The sequence below is a fragment of the Pseudomonas palleroniana genome (assembly GCF_003031675.1).
GTDB classification, from domain to species: domain Bacteria; phylum Pseudomonadota; class Gammaproteobacteria; order Pseudomonadales; family Pseudomonadaceae; genus Aquipseudomonas; species Aquipseudomonas palleroniana.
Genome location: NZ_PYWX01000040.1, coordinates 1 through 17,949 on the forward strand (window position 1 = coordinate 1; position 17,949 = coordinate 17,949).

Below are 17,949 nucleotides of genomic sequence, written 5' to 3' on the forward strand. Positions count from 1 at the left end.
TTGCGCGTGATTCGAACCTCGTACTAACCGACGGGACGCGGAGCGTCCCAGGCGGCATTCCCACGCAGAGCGTGGGAACGATCATGCGTAACCGCGTAAGGCGCCTGTCGGCCAAGATCGTCCCCACGCTCCGCGTGGGAACGCATCCCGTGACGCTCTGCGTCACCACTGCGCGTGATTCAACCTCGTACTAACCGACGGGACGCGGAGCGTCCCAGGCGGCATTCCCACGCAGAGCGTGGGAACGAGCTGTTACCTCAGGCCTTACGTTTTACAAACAGATCCACCATCAAGAACAGCGCCCCGGCGGTAATCGCAATATCTGCGATATTGAACACCCCGGTATGCGTCGGCCCCACGTTCAACACCAGGTAGTCAACGACATGACCGTCGCGAAAGACACGGTCGATCAAGTTGGCGATACCACCGAGGGCAATGGCATAAAGCGGCAAGACTTTACGCAGGGGTTGGCTCCAGTTGGACAGCGACCACCCCATCGCCCAGGCCACCACGACGGCAACCCCCACGATAAAAACCAGTTGTTTGACCTGAGGGGGGAGGGCCGCGCCCAGGCTCAGGAATGCGCCGGGATTCAGGCTCAGCTCCAACGCAAGGTTGAACGGGGTGGAGCCGATTTTGAAACTGTTGGCTTGTAGTGAAACCAAAGCCAACAGTTTCACCAACTGGTCCACGGCAATAAAGGTGATGCCGGCGAGGAGGGCGAAGGTGCGGCCTCGCAGTAGGGACGATGTGCTCAAGCGGTAACTTCCTGTTCCGGGTCTGTCGGGAGGGCGCCCGAAGATAGCTCAGGCGCCTGGTGCCGTCTACGCTCACGCCGCTAGGTGAGTGAGATCGTCCCCACGCTCTGCGTGGGAACGCATCCCGTGACGCTCTGCGTCACCATTGCGCGTGATTCGAACCTCGTACTAACCGACGGGACGCGGAGCGTCCCAGGCGGCATTCCCACGCAGAGCGTGGGAACGATCATGGTAGGTGTTTTGAGTTGTTGAGCTCGTTCCCACGCTCTGCGTGGGAATGCATCCCGTGACGCTCTGCGTCACCATTGCGCGTGATTTAAACCTCGTACTAACCGATGGGACGCGGAGCGTCCCAGGCGGCATTCCCACGCAGAGCGTGGGAACGATCGTGCGTGACTGCGTAAAGCGCCTGTCGGCCAAGATCGTCCCCACGCTCCGCGTGGGAACGCATCCCGTGACGCTCCGCGTCACCACTGCGCGTGATTCGAACCTCGCACTAACTGATGGGACGCGGAGCGTCCCAGGCGGCATTCCCACGCAGAGCGTGGGAACGATCATCTCAGCGTGATGGGGGCTCCACCCAAAAAAATGCGCCCCTGAGGGCGCATTTTTTGTTCAGTCAGCAATCGCTATCAAGCAATCGCATCCCACGCACGATCACCGTGCTCATCCTTGATTCGGGTCGGCAACCCCATCACGTCCAGCGCCTTCAAGAACGGCTCAGCCGGCAGTTCCTCGACGTTGACCATGTGCTTCACATCCCACTCGCCACGGGCAACCAGCAGCGCGGCGGCTACCGGTGGCACGCCTGCGGTGTAGGAGATGCCCTGGCTGTCCGTCTCGGCAAAGGCTTCTTCATGGCACGCCACGTTGTAGATGAACATCTCGTGGGGCTGGCCATCCTTGGTGCCTTTGACCAGGTCACCGATGCAGGTCTTGCCGGTGTAGCCCGGAGCGAGCGACGACGGGTCGGGCAGCACGGCCTTGACCACTTTCAATGGCACCACTTCCACGCCTTCGGCGGTGGTGACCGGCTTTTCCGAAAGCAGGCCGAGGTTTTTCAGTACGGTGAACACGTTGATGTAGTGCTCGCCGAAGCTCATCCAGAAACGCACATTGGGCACGTCGAGGTTTTTCGACAGCGAGTGCACTTCATCGTGGCCGGTCAGGTACAGGTTCTGCGAGCCGACGACGGGCAGGTCGTCAGTGCGCTTGACTTCGAACATGGTGTTGCTGGTCCACTGGCTGTTCTGCCAGCTCCACACCTGTCCGGTGAACTCACGGAAGTTGATTTCCGGATCAAAATTGGTGGCGAAGTATTTGCCATGGGAGCCGGCATTGACGTCGAGAATGTCGATCGAATCAATGCGGTCAAAATGCTGTTGCTGCGCCAGCGCGGCATACGCGTTGACGACACCCGGGTCGAAGCCCACGCCAAGGATGGCCGTGATGTTCTTCTGTTTGCACTCTTCCAGGTGGTTCCATTCGTAGTTGCCGTACCACGGCGGGGTCTCGCAGACCTTGCCCGGCTCTTCGTGGATGGCGGTGTCGAGGTAGGCAACGCCCGTATCGATGCAGGCGCGCAGCACCGACATGTTGAGGAACGCGGAACCTACGTTGATGACGATCTGCGATTGGGTCTCGCGGATCAGGGCCTTGGTCGCTTCCACGTCCAGGGCGTTCAGCGCGAAGGCTTGGATGTCGGCGGGAACCTTGAGGCTACCCTTGGCCTTGACGCTGTCGATGATGGCCTGGCATTTGGAGATGTTGCGCGACGCGATAGCAATACGACCGAGTTCGTCGTTGTGCTGCGCGCACTTGTGGGCCACCACCTTGGCGACACCTCCTGCACCAATGATAAGAACGTTCTTTTTCAATTGCTTTATCTCTCCTTTATCCGCCAGCTTACGAAAGGCTGGACAGGTAGTCGTCGTAACCAAATTCACGAACCACTTCGACGGTACCGTCGAGTTGTTTCACTACGATGGACGGCATTTTCAGGCCGTTGAACCAGTTTTTCTTGACCATGGTGTAGCCTGCGGTGTCGATGAACGACAGCCGATCGCCGATGGCCAGCGGACGATCAAATTGATACTCGCCGAAGATGTCACCGGCCAGGCAGGATTTGCCGCACACCATGTAGGTGTGGTCACCCTCGCTCGGCGCCAGCTTGGCGTTGAGGCGGTAGATCAGCAGGTCCAGCAGGTGGGCTTCGATGGAGCTGTCTACCACGGCGAGGTGCTTGCCGTTGTAGAGGGTGTCGAGCACGGTCACTTCCAGGGAGGCGCTGTTGGTGATCGCCGCTTCGCCGGGTTCCAGGTACACCTGCACGCCGTATTTTTCGGAGAAGGCTTTCAAGCGCGCGCAGAATGCGTCCAGCGCATAGCCTTCACCGGTAAAGTGGATGCCGCCGCCGAGGCTGACCCACTGGACCTTGTGCAGCAGCTCACCGAAGCGTTCTTCGATGGTGCCCAGCATCTTGTCGAACAGGCTGAAGTCGCCGTTCTCGCAGTTGTTGTGGAACATGAAGCCGCTGATCTGCTCGATCACGCCTTCGATCTTCACCGGGTCCCACTCGCCGAGGCGGCTGAACGGACGCGCCGGGTCGGCCAGCAGGTAGTCGGAGCTGCTCACTTGCGGGTTGACGCGCAGGCCGCGGGTCTTGCCTTCGCTGCGCTCGGCAAAACGCTGCAGTTGGCTGATGGAGTTGAAGATGATCTTGTCGCAGTTATCCAGCATCTCTTCGATTTCATCGTCGGCCCAGGCCACGCTGTAGGCGTGCGCCTCGCCTTCGAACTTCTGGCGACCGAGCTTCAACTCATACAGCGACGACGAGGTGGTGCCGTCCATGTATTGCTGCATCAGGTCGAATACCGACCAGGTGGCGAAGCACTTGAGGGCCAGCAACGCCTTGGCGCCGGACTGCTCGCGCACGTAAGCAATCTTCTGCATGTTGACCAGAAGTTTCTGTTTATCGATGAGGTAGTACGGCGTTTTGATCATTTTTGAGAGCCTGCGGCGGTGCCTGCCAAAAAAGGACACGCATTGTGCCCGCACTTGGATCAGATCGAAAGGTTAGCGAGCGGAATTCACCGCGCGTGTTTGCAAGTTACGCAGCTTGTGTGACTTTCTATCGCTATGATGGTCCGCCTGGGCGCGTGGCCCTGGAGTTGTCGACGGGAGGTCATGATGGATGCGTGGACGTTGCACTGGCTGGAGGCGTCTGGCTCCCTGGCAGAGTTTCATCAGGTGTTGGAGGAGGAGTTCGAGCTGGCCTACCGTGCGATTGCCCGCCGTATGCCGCCGCCGCGACTGGATGTGCTGGTCCAGCGATTGCCCGGCGAAACCATCGCTGAACTCGGCCTGGTCGGGCGAGCCTACCGCAGCACGATGTTCTCCATGACCCTGGATCCCGACAATCCGAATTTTGCCGCCAGCCTCAAAGGCGGGGCCGTGCGTCGGCATATCGTTCACGAGGTGCATCATTGCCTGCGCATGGCGGGGCCGGGTTACGGCTGGACGCTGGGTGAAGCACTGGTCAGCGAAGGGCTGGCCGGGCAGTTTGTGCAGCATGTACTGGGTAGCGAGCCGGAGCCTTGGGAGTGCGCGCATGGCCTCGAAGCACTGCAAGCTGCGCCGGTGAGCCTGAGTGAGCTTGAAGCGACTTACTACGATCACAACGCGTGGTTTTTCGGCACGGGAGACAAGCCCAGATGGCTGGGATACGCGTTGGGTCATCAGATGGTCGGGCGATGGTTGGCGACAACGGGAGCGCCTGACGCGGCCGCCTGGGTCGAGGTGCCCGCAAAAGACATTATCGCCATAGCGATTGATGAAGGACTGCTGCACAACGCCTCAACCTGAATACCTGCGTTCGCTGAACAAACCGAAGGGCTCAACCCAAGCTCCCCGCCGTGCTAACGTCTGCTCCTCTGAATCAGCCTGCGCCCACGTCTTTATGAAAATGCCCGACATAGAAGCTATCCAGGCGTTTGTCCTGGTTGCCGAACTCCAGAGCTTTACCCGTGCCGCCGATGTGATTGGCGGCACCCAGGCGGCCATCAGCCTGAAAATCAAGCGCCTGGAAGAAAGCCTCGGCCATAAGTTGCTGGAGCGCACGCCGCGCAAGGTTACGTTGTCTGCCCATGGCCAGATGTTCGTGGCCAATGCCCGGCAATTGCTCGATCACTACCAGAACACATTGAAGTGCTTTGGGCGGCAGAAGCGCACCTTGCGCGTGGGGGTCAGCCATCACATCGTGGGCGCCGACCTCAGTGTCTGGTTGCGCCGCCTGGCCAGCGTCGATCCTGAGGTGGTGGTTGCATTCAGCCTGGGCACCTCGCGTGACATGCTGGTGAACTATGAGCAGGGCAAATTGGATGTGGCAATGATCCTGCGCCATGACAATCGGCGCCAGGACGGAGAAGTGGTGGGGGTCGAGCATTTCGGTTGGATGGCCGCCGAAGGCTTCACGCTGCGCCGGGGTGATGCGTTGCCATTGGCTATCCAGCCCGAGCCCTGCGGGATGCGCAGTATGGCCCTGAGCGCGCTGCAACTGTGCAACCGCGCCTGGGAGGAGGCATTCGTCGGCAGCGGAATTCTTGCTATCGGTGCTGCGGTGGTCGCTGGAATCGGGGTAGGGGTGATGGTGGAGCGCATGGCGCCGAAGGGATGCGTGGATGCGCAGCAGCGCTTTGATCTGCCACCGCTGCCCGCACGTGAGGTGGTGCTGTATACCGCACAGCGCGATGCTCAGGCGCAGGCGCTGATCCAGGCGTTGAGTGCCGACATTCCGGCTTAAAGCCACAGGCGCCCGAGCGAGGCGATCAGCCAGGTAAGGCTGCCGATGCCAAGCAGGGTGGCAGCGAGTGCGGCGAAGTGGGCCAGTAGCATGCTCATCGGTGACATCACGTATTTCCTTACGGGGGAGGAAGTACGAGTATGAAAATCGCCGAGTAGCTGAAACAGCCGCGTCGCGCTATTTCAATGATAAGTAAAACGATGGGTTGCAGGGCGCGCTGCACCCCCATCGCCATAAAAGCTTCATCTTCCTGGCACCGTCCTGCCACATTGCGCCGCTACTGTCCTCGCCAATGAGATCGATCTCAAGCGAGCGACAATGACTGACTTGAAAGACGTAGCAAGGCTGGCTGGCGTATCACGCGCCACCGCCGCGCGCACTTTTGCTTCCCCCGACCAGGTGCGACCGGCCACCCGTGAACAGGTGTTCGCCGCGGCCCGTGAGCTGGGGTTCCGTCCCAATCTGCTGGGCCGCCAACTGCGCCTGCAAACCACCCGGTTGATCGGCGTGGTGGTGCCCAACTTGCTCAACCCGGTGTTCGCCGAACAGTTCCAGGCCATGGAGCGTGCGGCACGGCTACGCGGTTACAGCCTGCTGTTGGCGACCACCGACTACAGCAGCGAGCGCGAAAGCAGTGTGGTGGAAGAGCTGTTGCGCCAACGGGTCGACGGCTTGGTGCTGACCGTCACCGATGCCGAAAGCAATGCGGTGCTCAGTAGCCTGAATACCGAGAAAACCCCGTTTGTGCTGGCGTATCACCAACCGGGCAATCCCGATTACAGCGCTGTGTCGGTGGACAACCGCGCGGGCATGGCGCTGGCCACCCGCTATTTGCTTGAGGCGGGCCACCGACGCATCAGCATGGTCGCCGGTCCCGCGTTGCAGTCTGACCGTGCTCGCTTGCGTTACGCCGGTTATTGCGACGCGATGCAGGAATACGGCCTGCGCATCCGTCCGGTCATCGAAATGCCCGCCCACACCCAGGCCGAATACGCGGTCATCGCGCCGTTTCTGCAAGGCGCGCAGGCGCCCAGCGCACTGGTGTGTTCCAACGACTTCCTGGCCATCAGCCTGATCGCCGAGCTGCGCCGCAACGCCTGGAACGTGCCCGAACAGTTGTCGGTGATGGGCTTTGACGGGATTGCCCTCGGCACCCAGATGCACCCCACCCTGTGCAGCGTGGTGCAGCCCATCGCGCTGCTCGCCAGCACCGTGATTGACCAATTGTTGGCGCAGATCGCAGGTCTTGCCCCGACGTCCCATTGCCTGCCTTGCCATATCCGGCCGGGCGAAAGTACTCAACCCCATCAGGAGACTCCTAATGCGCACACTGCGTAAAACCCTGGCCGCCGTGCTGCTGTTCGGCACCGCCAGCCTGGCCCAGGCCGCCGAGACCGCGATTTGCTACAACTGCCCGCCGGACTGGGCCGATTGGGGCACGCAGCTGCAGGCCATCGCCGACAGCACGGGGGTGCACGTGCCGCTGGACAACAAGAATTCCGGGCAGTCGCTGGCGCAACTGGTGGCTGAAAAAGCCGCACCGGTAGCGGACGTCGTCTACTACGGCGTGACGTTCGGCCTGCAGGCGCAAAAAGCTGCAGTGGTCGACGCCTACAAACCCAAGGCCTGGGAACAAATCCCAGCAGGCATGAAGGACCCGGCCGGTCACTGGTTCGCGATCCACTCCGGCACCTTGGGCATCATGGTCAACGTTGATGCACTCGGTGGCCTGCCGGTCCCGCAAAGCTGGGCCGACCTGCTCAAGCCGCAATACAAAGGCATGGTCGGTTACCTTGACCCGTCCAGCGCTTTCGTCGGCTACGTGTCGGCGGTCGCGATCAACCGCGCCATGGGCGGCGACCTGGACAACTTCGCCCCTGCGATCGACTACTTCCAGAAACTGGCGAAAAACGCCCCCATCGTGCCCAAGCAAACTGCGTATGCACGGGTGTTGTCCGGCGAGTTGCCGATCCTGGTGGACTACGACTTCAACGCCTACCGCGCGCGTTACAAGGACAAGGCCAATGTCGCCTTCGTGATCCCCCAGGAAGGCAGCATCAGCGTGCCGTATGTCATGAGCCTGGTCGCCAACGCGCCGCACCGTGCCAATGCCGAGAAGGTCCTCGATTTCGTGCTGTCGGACCAAGGCCAGGCACTCTGGGCCAAGGCTTACCTGCGCCCGGTACGGGCGATGAAAATGCCCGCCGATGTTGCCGCGCAGTTCCTGCCCGACAGCGACTACGCCCGCGCCGGGGTGGTGGACTACGCAAAAATGGCCGCCGTGCAGGAAGCTTTCGCCGCCCGTTATTTGAACGAGGTCAAGTAAGTGGCAGCAAAACGCATGACCTGGCCGCTCGCGCCGGCCCTCGCGCTACTGCTCGCGTTCTGGCTATTACCGCTGGCGCATCTGATGCTGCTCGGCGCCGAGAGCCGTGACGGCCAGGGCAGTGGTTACTGGCAGGTGCTCAGCAGCGCGCAGTATCTGGGCAGCCTCGGGCAAACCCTGGTCCTGGCCGTAGTGGTGACAGCGGTCGCGCTGGTGATCGGCGGCATCAGCGGCGTATTCCTCGCTCGCCAGCAATTCTTCGGGCGTTCGGCGCTGGTCGCATTGCTCACCTTTCCGTTGGCATTTCCCGGCGTGGTCGTGGGGTTCCTGGTGATCCTGTTGGCCGGGCGTCAAGGACTGTTCGCCGCACTGAGCCTGCAACTGGCCGGTGAGCGTTGGATCTTTGCCTACTCGCTGGCGGGGCTGTTCGTGGGTTACCTGTACTTCTCGATCCCACGGGTGATCCTCACGGTGATGGCGGCGTGCGAGAGCCTCGACCGCAGCCTGGAAGAAGCGGCCCACTCGCTGGGCGCCGGGCACTGGCGCGTGGTGTGCGATGTGATCGTGCCGGGCCTGGTGCCCGCGTTGGCGTCCTGCGGGGCGATCTGTTTTGCCACGTCCATGGGGGCCTTCGGTACGGCCTTTACCTTGGGCACACGACTGAATGTCACCCCGGTGGCGATCTACAACGTATTCACCAACTACGCCAACTTTGCCGTCGCCGCTGCGCTGTCGGTGGTGCTCGGCGCGGTGACCTGGGCGGTGTTGTTGCTCACGCGACGCCTGGTGAAGAACTCGGGGACTGTGCTGTGAAGCGTTCATCGCTGTTTGTCATTCAATTGCTGTTCACCCTGCTGGTATGCGCCTTCATGTTGGTGCCGGTGCTGATGTCGTTGCTGGCCGGGCTGACGCGCAACTTCTTCGTGGGCTTGTCCAGCGGTTTGACCTTCGATTGGCTGCTTCAGGTGTGGCAGGCCTATTCGCCCACGGTGTGGTTGTCGCTGCAACTGGCCCTGGCCTGCGCGGTCGTTGTCTGCGTGATTGGCGTACCTGCGGCCTATGCCCTGGTGCGCATGAACAACCGCTTCAGCCGCGCCTTCGAAGAATTGATGGTGCTGCCGGTGGCGATGCCGGGGTTGGCCAGTGCGTTGGCGTTGCTGTTGACCTACGGCCAGTTCGGCAGCTTTCGCAGCAGCTCGTTGTTCATCCTGGTCGGCCACGTGCTGTTCACCTTGCCGTTCCTGGTCCGCCCGGTGATGGCGGTGATGCAGCGCCAGCAACTGCCGGTACTGGAGGAGGCCGCGGCAAGCCTTGGCGCGGGGCCGCTCAAGCGTTTCTTCAGCGTGGTGGTGCCCAATTGCCGGGCAGGGATCCTCGCGGGTGTGCTGATGGTGGTCACCCTGTCCCTGGGTGAGTTCAACCTGACCTGGATGCTCCACACACCGATGACCAAGACCTTGCCCGTTGGCCTGGCCGACAGCTACGCCTCGGCGCGTCTGGAAATAGCCAGTGCCTACACCCTTATCTTTTTGCTGATGATCGTGCCGCTGTTGATTGCGTTGCAGGCCATCAGTGCTCGTTTGTCCCGTGGAGAGCGTCGATGACCGCTATCACCCTTGATCTGAAAGGCTGTCGCAAGGCGTTCGCCGACGGCACCGTGGCCGTGCATGACTTGAACCTGACCGTCGAGGGCGGTGAAACCCTGGCGATTCTCGGGCCTTCCGGATGCGGCAAAACCACCACGCTGCGCCTGATCGCGGGGCTTGAGCGTCCGGATGTGGGCCAGGTGTTTTTCGGCGATCAGGATGTCACCCGCCTGCCCATCGAGCGTCGCGACGTGGGCATGGTGTTCCAGAACTATGCGCTGTTTCCCAACCTGGATGTGGCCGGGAACATTGTCTATGGCCTGAAGATTCGCGGCCTGTCGGCGCCCGAGCGCAATAAGCGCTGTGAAGAGTTGCTGGAACTGGTGGGCTTGCAGCACCACGGCAAACGCAGCATCCACGAACTCTCCGGCGGCCAGCGTCAGCGGGTGGCACTGGCCCGTGCCTTGGCGCCACGCCCGAAGGTGTTGCTGCTGGATGAGCCGTTGGCAGCCCTCGACGCGCAACTGCGTGAACGCCTGCGCAGTGAGCTGAATGAACTGCTGTGTGGCCTCGGTATCACCAGCGTGTTTGTCACCCACGACCAGGGCGAAGCCATGGCTCTGGGCGATCGCATCCTGGTGATGGAACACGGCCGTGTCGCCCAGCTGGCCAGCCCCCGCGACATCTACCAGAAGCCGGCCAACGCCTTCGTCGCCGGTTTTGTCGGCAACCTCAATGCCTTCTCGGTGCTCGGGCAAACGCCGCACGGCCTGAAAGTGTGTGGCGGTGAACTGCCGTGGCAGGCGCCCGACCAGCCCGGCACGGTGTATTGCCGCCCCGAACACCTGCGGGTGATGGAAGGCGAAGGGCACTTGTACGGCCACGTGGTGGCGCAGTTTTTCCAGGGCGCGCAAAGCCGCCTGATCGTCGAAGTGGGCGGCCCGCAACCGCTGCTGGTCGACAGCCAGGATAACCAGTTGCATGCCGTTGGCGCGCCGATTGCCCTGGCGATCGCGCCGCACATGTTGTTCACCCTGAATGCTTGAGAATTTATGTTGAATCGTCCGTTTCTAGTCGCGCAGATCAGTGACCTGCACCTCAAAGCCGGCCAGCGCCTCACCTATGGCGTAGTCGATACCCTGGGCGCGCTGCGCCGTGCCGTCGACCATTTGAACGCCAGCCACCCACGGCCCGACATCGTGGTGGTCAGCGGCGACCTGGTGGACTTTGGTCGCGCCGATGAATACGCCGTGCTGCGCCCCGAACTCGCACGCCTGCTCATGCCGTGCTACCTGGTGCCCGGCAATCATGACAACCGCGGGGCGCTGTTGGATGCATTCCCCGAGCATGCCTACCTGCCGGTGTCGGCGGATGGCCCATTGGATTGGGTGGTGGATGAGTATCCGCTGCGTTTGATCGGGCTTGACTCCACGATTCCCGGCGGCCATGGCGGCCAGTTGCTGGACAGCCAGTTGCAATGGCTCGACGAGCAATTGTCGTTACGCCCGCACGCGCCGACTTTGCTGATCCTGCACCACCCGCCGTTTATCAGCGGCATCGGCCATATGGACCGTGAGCCCTTCATCAATGCCGCTGCCCTGGAACAACTCGTCTCGCGCCATCCGCAAGTCGAGCGCCTGTTGTGCGGGCATTTGCACCGTCCCATGCAACGGCGTTTCGGTGGCAGCCTCAGTTGTGTATGCCCCGGCACGTCCCATCAGATCGTGCTGGATTTGCAAGACGCCGCGCCCGCGCATTTCAACCTCGAGCCGGCGGGTTATCTGTTGCATCGCTGGGATGCGCAACACGGCTTGATCAGCCACAACGGCGTGTTCGGGGAATACCCGGGACCGTATCCGTTTTATGACGCCCATGGATTGATTGACTGAGGTCTTACGGAGGTTCACTCGCTCAACTAAGTCTCTGACCGTTCGTTAGCGCACCGGCCCATTCAAGTGCGGTCGCGTGCAACCTGCTGCTTATTTTTTGCGCCCGGAACCTGGATTCCGCGCCGGAGTTCGTCCTGATGAAAGCTACTTTGAATGTATTAAGCGTATTGACCGGCGGCCTCGGCCTGGCCCTGAGCCCCTTGGCCTCGGCTGATTTCCTGGGGGACAGCAAAGCCAACCTGGGCCTGCGCAACTTCTACTTCAACAACGACAACCGTGACGGCGCCGCCGCACCGTCGAAGACCGAAGAGTGGGGCCAGGCGTTTATCCTCAACTATCAATCGGGCTTTACCGACGGCACCGTCGGCTTTGGCCTGGATGCGGTCGGCATGCTCGGTGTGACCCTCGACAGTGGCGCCGGGCGCCACGTCGGCAGTTCGATGATCCCCAGCGATGACGGCAAGGCCACCGACAACTGGGCCCGTGGCGGTGCGACGGCCAAGGCGCGTTTTGCCAAGACCGAAGCGCGTTACGGCTACCTGCGCCCAAACCTGCCGATTCTGGTCAGTAACGATGGTCGCCTGTTGCCGCAGTCCTTCGAGGGCGGGCAAATCACCAGCAAGGACATCGACAACCTGACCCTCATCGGCGGCCAACTGCAACACACCACCGGCCGTGGCTCCAGCGACAGCAGCGGCCTGGCGGCGGCAGGCGGTACCCGGGAAAGCAATAAATTCAACTACGCCGGTGCCGACTACCAAGTGAACAAGGACCTGATGGTCCAGTATTACTACGCCAACCTCGAAGACTATTACCAACAGCACTTCGCCGGCTTGATTCATGTGTTGCCGCTGGGTGACTACGGCTCGCTGAAGACGGATCTGCGCTACTTCAAGACCACGTCCGACGGCAAGAACAGCAGCGCCGCCGGCCGTGCCGAGGGCTACAAGTTCGGCGGCTATACCAAAAACGGCAGCGGTGAAATCGACAACAACACCTGGAGTGCGGCGTTCATCTATTCTCTGGGCCCACACGCGATTACTGCCGGTTACCAGCAGGTGTCAGACGACAGCAACTTCGCCCAACTCAACCAGGGTGGCCTGGTGAACAAAGGCGAGGGCGGTTCCAGTCTGTACCTCTACACCGACCGCACTGTGCAGACGTTCATCCAGGCGGGCGAGCGCACCGCGTTTGCGCAATACGCCTATGACTTTGCCGCCTTGGGTGTACCGGGCTTGAAGGCTTCGGTGATGTACTTGAAGGGTGACCATATCCAGACCGCCAGCGGCCAGGATGCCAGCGAATGGGAACGTGATATTTCCCTGGATTATGTGGTGCAGAGCGGCACCTTCAAGAACGTCGGGTTCGGCTGGCGTAACGGTATGTCACGCAGTGAAGTGGCCAGGGACCAGGATCAGAATCGCTTGTTCGTGAGCTATTCGATTCCCCTGATGTAAACCCTTGTAGTGAGCGGGCTTGCCCCGCGCTGGGTGGCGTAGCCGCCCTAAACCCTATCGCCGCGGTGTTTCAGGAAGACCGAGGTGCCTGGATTTGGAACTGCTTCATCACGCGATAGCACCTGCCCCTGAAACAGGACTGTAGTGAGCGGGCTTGCCCCGCGCTGGGCGGCGTAGCCGCCCTAAACCCTATCGCTGCGGTGTTTCAGGAAGACCGAGGTGCCTGGGGTTAGGGCGGCTGCGCCGCCCAGCGCGGCAAGCCCGCTCACTACAACGACCACAAACGTACAAGAGTGTTGCCAATCGCCCTCAGTAGACTCAAGGCATTCTTTTTACTGCAGGTTCCCCATGGATATCTTCCTCTACGCCTTCAGCGTCATGTACAGCCCTGGCCCGGTGAATTTCATGGGCCTCAACGCCGGGCTCACCGGTCAGTTTCGTCGCTCTACCGGGTTCTTCGCCGGCGTGGGGTGCGCGATGTTGGTGTTGTTCGTGCTGTTTGGCTACACCGGCGAAGCGATTATTTCCCACGCGGCATTGCCGTACATTTGCCTGGTGGGCGGGGTGTACACCTTGTACCTCGCCTATCAGTGTGGCCCTGGCGGTCTGTGCCTATTTCATGTTTTTCGCGTTTTACAGGCATCTGAGTGCAACGTGAGGAGAACTTGTGTTTGTCTCAAATAGTATGAGTTTGTCTCACTATCGCGCCGCTCCTTTGCTGGTAGGGTCAAGCGATGAAATCCGTGCTTTGACCCAGGGGGAGAGTGATGAGCATGCCTGCACAACCGGCCGAGGCGGTCGTTGAATTTTGGAAACGGGCCGGACCCAAGCGTTGGTTCGCCAAGGACGCTGCGTTTGACGCGGCCTTTCGCGACACCTTCTACGAAACCCATATGCAGGCTGCCCGTCGCGAACTGGAAGACTGGCTGGCGTCGGCAGAGGGCACGTTGGCCTTGCTGATTCTGCTGGATCAATACCCACGCAATGCCTTTCGCGGCACCGCGCATATGTTCGCCACCGACCCCCTGGCGCGGCTGTATGCCCGGCGCATGGTGGACGCGGGGTTGGATAAGCTGATCGAACCTGAGCTACGTGCGTTCTGTTATTTGCCGTTCGAGCATTCCGAAGACCCGGCGGATCAGCAGCGCTCGCTGGCGCTGAATCAGCAACTGGATGCCCGTACCTTTCATTGGGCCAAGGAGCACGCGAACATCATCGAACGGTTCGGGCGTTTTCCCCATCGCAACGCGGTGCTGGCCAGGGCTACCACCGAACCGGAGCAGGCGTTCCTCAAGGCGGGTGGTTTTGCGGGTTAAGCCTCGGTAGGTGTCGCTGTGTTCTTGGGCTCGGTCGAGCGAAATCGCCGCAGACCCTTGAGGTCGATCGCCCAGCGCAGGGCCTCGGTGGCCGAAGGACGGGGGCCTTGGCTGATCGCGTGTTCATCCTGGGTCAATGCGCCGAGGTAGCCCTGAGCGCCGCTGCGCTCGCTCCAATAGTGGGTGTGGCTGAGCCAGGAGCGTGCGAGCCAGCCTTTGCAGCGACCCACAGTGACCGGCAAATCCAGCACGCCATTGCCCATCACCGGCTTGACCGGGCCGCCGACGATGTCGCCAAACAGGCCGTAAGGTGCGGGGAAGTAGAGGTTGGTCCAGCGCGTCACCGCAAACGCGGCGGCATGGTGCAGGTAGAGCGGGGTGAAAGCCTGCCCATCGAGCATGACCGGTTGGCGGGCGCTGTAGCCGTAGCCTTGGTCATCCTTGGTGGGCGGGCAGGCCGGGGCTTCACGACGCTCCATGCGTTGCTGGAAGTCGCTGACGCTGCGGCCCAGCAGCAGGCTGGCATGCGCCATCGGGCTGCCCACGGTGACCAGGTCGGTGATACGCCAGGGGTTGCCCAGGTTGCGTTGTTCGATAAAGGCCGCGGCCTGTTGTTCGCGAAATCTCAGGGTGCTGCCCAGGCCGCCATCAAGGGCCGCGCCGGCGTCGGGCAGCGCTTGCTTGATCACCGGTTGCAGCGGTTCGTGGTTGGCGTAGCGTCTGGCCAATTCGTGATTGCTGGGGATGACCTTGTTCAGTTGATCGTGATGCTCGTGCCACAGGTAACCGACGATGTCGTAGGCAATCACGCTGCCCAGGCTGTGGCCGACCACGATGATCCGGTCGTAGTCACCCTGGTTATGCAGGGCGCGCAACAGCGCTACGCCATCGGCGCGGATCTGTTCGCGCACCACGACATTCTGCGGGTTGGGGCTCAGGTATCGCGCCGCATCACCCAGGTAGGACAGGGCGGAATAGCGTAATCCGAGGCCGATGGCGCCCAGTAGCAGCGGCACCAGCGCGAAGGGGTTGTCGGTGTGATCGACGCGGCCCCAGGTCGTGGCCAGGGTGCCGCTGGCGATCAGCAGCAAAAGTGCCAGCACGGTCCAACGCGTGGTGCGCCAGATCGGCACGATCGCGTCGGGAATATCCCGGCGCGGGCGCTTGAAGAGGTCCCACAACCAGCTCAGCAGGTGGCCAAGCTTGGTGCCCTGCATCTTGTGGGCCCAATAATATTCGTAGAAGTCGGTGGACGTGCGGCCTGGCGACTTCAATACGCGCAGGTCGAAATTGCGTGACAACCGATCCGGCTTGCTCCAGTAGAAGGGTTTTGCGTCGGGCGTGTTCGCCGGGATCATGGCGTCCACAAAGCCATGCAGGGTGTCCATCGGGCGCTGTTCGCCGATGCCGTGGATGACCACAACCGCTTGTTTCATGTGCTATTCATTCCTTGAAGGCCACGAAGGGGGAGCAATGTCGAGAAATCGCGAATAGCCATAATATTGCCACTACCCGTGCTATTCCTGCCAGGAATGCCCCCATAAAAAACCTGCATTTTCTTTACCAACGCATATCTCGTAGCGTGGCATTTCACCCAAGGAGACTCGCCATGCAGCCGTTACGCCTCTACGTTGACGCTCAATTCACCAGCCCCTATGCGATGTCGGTATTCGTCAGCCTGCACGAGAAGGGGTTGGCGTTCGACACCCGTACCCTGGACCTGGACGCCGCACAACAGCAGGCGAAGGACTACACCGAGCTGTCGGTGACGCAGCGCGTGCCGACGTTGCTGGACGGTGACTTTGCCCTGTCGGAGTCCTCGGCGATCACTGAATACCTCGAACAGGTCTACCCCGGGACGCCGGTGTACCCGGCTGACCCCCGGCAGCGGGCGAGGGCGCGGCAAGTCCAGGCGTGGTTGCGCAGCGACTTGCTGCCGATTCGTCAGGAACGCTCGACGCTGGTGGTGTTTTACGGCGCGAAAATGCCGCCCCTGTCGCCCGTGGCGCAAGCCGCTGCGCACAAGTTGCTCAGTGCGGCGCAGGCGTTGTTGGCGGGCAACCCGGCGTACTTGTTCGGCGAGTGGTCGATTGCCGATGTGGACCTGGCGGTGATGCTCAACCGGCTGATCCTCAACGGTGACGAGGTGCCGGCCGAGCTGGTGGCGTATGCCGAGCGTCAGTGGCAGCGCCCGTCGGTGCAGGCCTGGGTCAACCTGCAACGCCCGGCGCTGTAAGCGGCGACAGCCATTCGTGGGCGACACGCCGGTCGAGGTCTTCCCAATCAGCCATGCCCAGCACGCGGGTGGTGTTCAAGCCACGCAGGTAACCGCGCAGTTGCTGGGCGCTGGCGTAGCGCTCGTCGGCGTCGGCCGTTTCGTCCTGCAGCACGGCTTCATAATCGACCAGGTAATCGGCGACCCGCTCGCGAAACTCCGGCAATACGGCTTCGCGAATGCGGTCGAAGGTTTTCTGGTGCGGCTTCATGGCGTGGTCCTTATAAGTTTTATTGAAAGCGGGCGGTGTAACACTATCGGTTCAAATGATAGTCACCATCAAGGATCGCAAGTTCTGTTTTTGCTGGAAAAGGGGAGAATTGCACCATCGAGACGCTGCTCAAGGAAATGCGCGATGAGGACGATAATCCAACTGGGTTTGATGATGTTGATGCTGGGTTCGGTGGTCATGACCACCCCGGTTAGTGCCGATGAACTGCGTACGGGCCATTTGCTGCCACTCGTGGGTAGCGTAGACTCCCTGGCGCACGCGCAGTCGGTGGGGGTGTTGTACAGCGAAAACACCCGCGACAACCTCCGCTACCTTGAGCGCTACCACGCCATGGCCATGAACGGCGCCAAGGATGCCCTTGACGGACGTATCCGCGAGGCATTCGTCAACAGCTCCGATCCGGAGTTGGCCATCGATTGGCTATTGGGTTCGCTGCAGGGCACTTTTTTGTCCGTCACGGTCTATAGCAGCCTGGATGAGCTGGTGCAGGCGCACCCGGACGTAGTGGTGATGCTCGATACCCATAACCAACTGCTGACCCCGCGCAATGACTGGGTGGAAGCAAGCTTTACCGCACGGTTCTATGACGCGGACTTGCAATACATCGCCAAGGCCGAAGGTTCGGTGCACAAGCAGGTGTCATCGGTGTGGGTGCATGACAAGGCGGCGCCCGAGATCGCCGCGCAGATCGAGCAGCAGCGCGATGTGCAGCAAGATGCCTTGAGGCAGTTTGATGTGTCGCTCAAGGCGTTGGTCCGAGCGGGTTGATGTGAACTTTTTTCAGTTATTTTCAGGAATTTCTATGCGCTCTTTTTTCGCCCCGGCCCTGGCCTTTGCTTCTTTGGGACTGACCGGTTGTGTTTCCGCCCCCAATGCTCCGACCTTGACCCTGCAAACCAGCAAGACACCTGAAGGCTACGTGCAGTGCGTATTGCCCACGCTTGAAAAGCACGGCATCACCTCCACCGTGACGCAGAACTCGCGCCACGCCAAGGTGCTGCTGACCAGCAAGTTCGCTGCTGATGATGTGCTGGAAGCCTACAAGTCCCAGGACGGCACCAAAGTGTTCCTGTATGAGCGCAAGCCACTGGCATCGGCGATCACGCCCTCCCGGCTGGAACAGGCAGCCAAAGACTGCCAGTAACCTGTAGTGAGCGGGCTTGCCCCGGTACAAACCGGGGACATCGTTTACATTTCTAACCGGGGACATGGTTTACAGGCTAATACGCATGATCAGGAGGTAACTGATCATGCCCTGGAACCAAGAGTCCCCTATGAACCAACGAATCAAGCTGGTCGTCGACTGGCT

General features: G+C 61.2%; 18 protein-coding genes and 1 pseudogene. 14 read left to right on the forward strand and 5 right to left on the reverse strand.

Annotated elements, in window-relative coordinates; all coding sequences use genetic code 11:
- Window positions 1–257 precede the first annotated feature (257 nt).
- The 3 genes from C9383_RS14190 to C9383_RS14205 form a co-directional block, all read right to left on the reverse strand.
- Window positions 258–758, reverse strand: a complete 501-nt coding sequence (locus C9383_RS14190) for a signal peptidase II (protein WP_090371622.1) — start codon at window positions 756–758, stop codon at window positions 258–260.
- Window positions 759–1,390: 632 nt separating this feature from the next.
- Window positions 1,391–2,635 (reverse strand): saccharopine dehydrogenase family protein, encoded by a 1,245-nt coding sequence (locus C9383_RS14200; RefSeq protein WP_060757203.1) that lies wholly within the window; start codon window positions 2,633–2,635, stop codon window positions 1,391–1,393.
- A gap of 28 nt (window positions 2,636–2,663) precedes the next feature.
- Entirely contained in the window at window positions 2,664–3,761 is a 1,098-nt protein-coding gene (locus tag C9383_RS14205) for a carboxynorspermidine decarboxylase (RefSeq protein ID WP_090371620.1), read from the reverse strand.
- A 186-nt stretch (window positions 3,762–3,947) separates the two neighbouring features.
- Here C9383_RS14205 and C9383_RS14210 point away from each other — a divergent pair, with 186 nt between their 5' ends.
- The 11 genes and pseudogenes from C9383_RS14210 (at window position 3,948) to C9383_RS14260 (ending at window position 14,133) form a co-directional block, all read left to right on the forward strand.
- Entirely contained in the window at window positions 3,948–4,622 is a 675-nt protein-coding gene (locus C9383_RS14210; RefSeq protein WP_090371618.1) for a DUF2268 domain-containing putative Zn-dependent protease, read from the forward strand.
- 100 nt (window positions 4,623–4,722) lie between these two features.
- Window positions 4,723–5,559, forward strand: coding sequence for a LysR family transcriptional regulator (locus C9383_RS14215; protein WP_090372437.1), 837 nt, complete (start codon window positions 4,723–4,725; stop codon window positions 5,557–5,559).
- A 318-nt stretch (window positions 5,560–5,877) separates the two neighbouring features.
- On the forward strand, window positions 5,878–6,897 hold the full coding sequence (locus C9383_RS14220; RefSeq protein WP_090371616.1) for a LacI family DNA-binding transcriptional regulator: 1,020 nt from the start codon (window positions 5,878–5,880) through the stop codon (window positions 6,895–6,897).
- Window positions 6,881–7,885 (forward strand): ABC transporter substrate-binding protein, encoded by a 1,005-nt coding sequence (locus C9383_RS14225; RefSeq protein ID WP_090371614.1) that lies wholly within the window; start codon window positions 6,881–6,883, stop codon window positions 7,883–7,885. The genes C9383_RS14220 and C9383_RS14225 overlap by 17 nt, the downstream gene beginning before the upstream one ends.
- Before the next feature lie 15 nt (window positions 7,886–7,900).
- Window positions 7,901–8,698 carry an ABC transporter permease gene (locus C9383_RS14230; RefSeq protein ID WP_090371612.1) on the forward strand — a complete coding sequence of 266 codons (798 nt, stop codon included), beginning with the start codon at window positions 7,901–7,903 and terminating at the stop codon, window positions 8,696–8,698.
- On the forward strand, window positions 8,695–9,489 hold the full coding sequence (locus C9383_RS14235; protein ID WP_090371610.1) for an ABC transporter permease: 795 nt from the start codon (window positions 8,695–8,697) through the stop codon (window positions 9,487–9,489). Before C9383_RS14230 ends, C9383_RS14235 begins: the two co-directional genes overlap by 4 nt.
- Window positions 9,486–10,517, forward strand: coding sequence for an ABC transporter ATP-binding protein (locus C9383_RS14240; protein WP_090371608.1), 1,032 nt, complete (start codon window positions 9,486–9,488; stop codon window positions 10,515–10,517). The genes C9383_RS14235 and C9383_RS14240 overlap by 4 nt, the downstream gene beginning before the upstream one ends.
- Before the next feature lie 9 nt (window positions 10,518–10,526).
- Window positions 10,527–11,360, forward strand: a complete 834-nt coding sequence (locus tag C9383_RS14245) for a phosphodiesterase (RefSeq protein WP_090372435.1) — start codon at window positions 10,527–10,529, stop codon at window positions 11,358–11,360.
- Window positions 11,361–11,497: 137 nt separating this feature from the next.
- On the forward strand, window positions 11,498–12,817 hold the full coding sequence (locus C9383_RS14250) for an OprD family porin (protein ID WP_090371606.1): 1,320 nt from the start codon (window positions 11,498–11,500) through the stop codon (window positions 12,815–12,817).
- A 348-nt stretch (window positions 12,818–13,165) separates the two neighbouring features.
- Window positions 13,166–13,408, forward strand: a pseudogene (locus C9383_RS14255) (LysE family transporter); the annotation flags it as partial.
- A gap of 182 nt (window positions 13,409–13,590) precedes the next feature.
- Complete coding sequence (locus C9383_RS14260; protein WP_411985588.1) at window positions 13,591–14,133, forward strand: DUF924 family protein; 543 nt, start codon at window positions 13,591–13,593, stop codon at window positions 14,131–14,133.
- On the opposite strand, the gene C9383_RS14265 is transcribed toward C9383_RS14260, so the two are convergent.
- Window positions 14,130–15,569, reverse strand: coding sequence for an alpha/beta hydrolase family protein (locus C9383_RS14265; protein ID WP_090371602.1), 1,440 nt, complete (start codon window positions 15,567–15,569; stop codon window positions 14,130–14,132). The two genes, C9383_RS14260 and C9383_RS14265, sit on opposite strands and share 4 nt — an antisense overlap.
- 173 nt (window positions 15,570–15,742) lie before the next feature.
- Here C9383_RS14265 and yfcF point away from each other — a divergent pair, with 173 nt between their 5' ends.
- Window positions 15,743–16,369, forward strand: a complete 627-nt coding sequence (gene yfcF, locus C9383_RS14270) for a glutathione transferase (protein WP_090371600.1) — start codon at window positions 15,743–15,745, stop codon at window positions 16,367–16,369.
- Here the strand turns inward: yfcF and C9383_RS14275 are convergent.
- On the reverse strand, window positions 16,344–16,619 hold the full coding sequence (locus C9383_RS14275) for a hypothetical protein (protein WP_060757189.1): 276 nt from the start codon (window positions 16,617–16,619) through the stop codon (window positions 16,344–16,346). The genes yfcF and C9383_RS14275 overlap by 26 nt on opposite strands.
- A gap of 144 nt (window positions 16,620–16,763) precedes the next feature.
- Between C9383_RS14275 and C9383_RS14280 the strand changes: the two genes are divergently transcribed.
- Window positions 16,764–17,408 (forward strand): hypothetical protein, encoded by a 645-nt coding sequence (locus C9383_RS14280; RefSeq protein ID WP_060757188.1) that lies wholly within the window; start codon window positions 16,764–16,766, stop codon window positions 17,406–17,408.
- 34 nt (window positions 17,409–17,442) lie between these two features.
- Window positions 17,443–17,784: a hypothetical protein gene (locus C9383_RS14285; protein WP_090371598.1), complete on the forward strand. Its 342-nt coding sequence runs from the start codon at window positions 17,443–17,445 to the stop codon at window positions 17,782–17,784.
- Window positions 17,785–17,949: the final 165 nt, after the last annotated feature.